This is a genomic window from Robiginitalea sp., assembly GCF_049588695.1.
Classification (GTDB): Bacteria; Bacteroidota; Bacteroidia; order Flavobacteriales; family Flavobacteriaceae; genus Robiginitalea.
This window is the reverse complement of sequence record NZ_JBAVZJ010000039.1, coordinates 1-1,649: the sequence shown is the minus strand read 5'-3', so window position 1 is coordinate 1,649 and position 1,649 is coordinate 1. Positions and strand designations below refer to the sequence as shown.

Annotated in this window: 2 protein-coding genes; both read right to left on the bottom strand. The window is 44.7% G+C overall.

Translation table 11 applies throughout. From position 1 onward, the window contains the following. Nucleotides 1-343: acyl-CoA dehydrogenase family protein (locus WBV75_RS00745; protein ID WP_424118753.1), on the bottom strand; the 343-nt coding region annotated here is incomplete at its 3' end. A gap of 253 nt (nucleotides 344-596) precedes the next feature. Then, the coding region (locus WBV75_RS00740; RefSeq protein WP_424118752.1) for a VC_2705 family sodium/solute symporter at nucleotides 597-1,649 on the bottom strand (1,053 nt) is incomplete at its 5' end.

Sequence of the window (1,649 nt, the reverse complement as noted above, 5' to 3'; positions counted from 1 at the left end):
GGGAGGTATCCCCATAAATTTCGTGCATACTTTCTTCATCCAGAAATCGACCAAAAGTTGTGGCAAGGTGGTTGTTCCAGGAAATCCATGCCACCGATGCCTCCGCACCGCTCAGCGCTTCATAAACCTTTAAAACTTTGACCGGATCATCCTCCCAGCCTCCAAGTGATTTGGGCAAACCGAGTCGAAAGATATTACTGTCTACCAACTTTTCAACAATTGACGGCGCCAACTTACGCGACTGTTCGGTTTCATTCCTTTGTTCCCGGGCAATTGAGCAAACTTCATGAGCGGCTTCAGTCAATGAAGTTCTCGGAACGGTAATAGAGTCAAAATTAGACATACTCACCTTTTTAGAATTTGGATAATAGGCTTTCTACAAAAATAAAGCAATAACCTAAATGAATCTTAGAACTTATATACTTTAACTAAAAGCACTTAATACTACTCTTCAAATATCTCAAAAGTTTACTAATCCATTATTTTAAATTGTTGAAGTGACCATAAATAGAGATTAAATGACTCCTAATCGCTGTCATTCTACAGAGGCCCTCTTCTTATTCCGAGGCCCTCTTCTTATTCCACAGTATCCTCCATCAATGATCCGTAGCCGGACCGCTTCCAAGTGGGATTCTTATGTTTTCAACGATTTCCTGTACCTCCGCGGGGGGCGCGGGTGTAAATTTTGAGATTACTATTGAAACCAGGAAATTGACAACCATAGCCACGCTGCCAAAACCTTCGGGTGAAATTCCAAACCACCATTCATCCTTGCCTGGCAGAACCTCATCGAACCAGCCGAGCCTGTATTTTATCATATAAAGCATCATTAAGGTTATCCCCACCACCATACCTGCGATAGCGCCCTCTTTATTCATCCTCTTATAAAAAATGCCCAAAATTATCGCGGGGAAAAATGAAGCGGCCGCCAACCCAAAGGCCAGGGCCACGGTTGCTGCAACAAATCCAGGAGGGTTGATCCCAAAATACCCCGCCACACAAACCGCGACTACAGCCGAAATCCGGGCAGCGATCAATTCTCCATTTTCCGATATTTCCGGATTTATAATTTTCTTTATCAAATCGTGGGAAACGGAGGAAGAAATAACCAGTAAGAGTCCGGCAGCAGTTGATAAAGCGGCAGCCAGCGCGCCCGCTGCTACCAGGGCTACAATCCAGTCTGGCAGGTGGGCAATTTCCGGATTGGCCAAGACCATAATGTCGTTGTCAACAACCAATTCATTCTTTGAAGCATCGGCGACATAGTTGATGATCCCATCCTTATTTTTATCCTCAAAGACAATCAGGCCTGTAGTTTCCCACTTTTTGAACCATTCCGGGACAGAGTCGTAAGGCTGCCTGGAAACGGTTTCTATCATATTGGTTCTCGCAAAAACAGCAACGGCAGGAGCGGTAGAATATAAAATAACGATTAGAAGCAAGGCGATCCCTGCAGATTTCCTGGCGTCTTTGACCCTTTTTACCGTAAAGAATCGAACGATAACATGCGGCAAGCCGGCCGTACCAACCATGAGCGCGAGTGTAATTGAAAAGATATCCAATATTGATTTTGAGCCTTCGGTATATTCCGCGAAACCCAAATCGGCACTCAGACCATCCAGTTTATCCAACAAATACATTCCGGACCC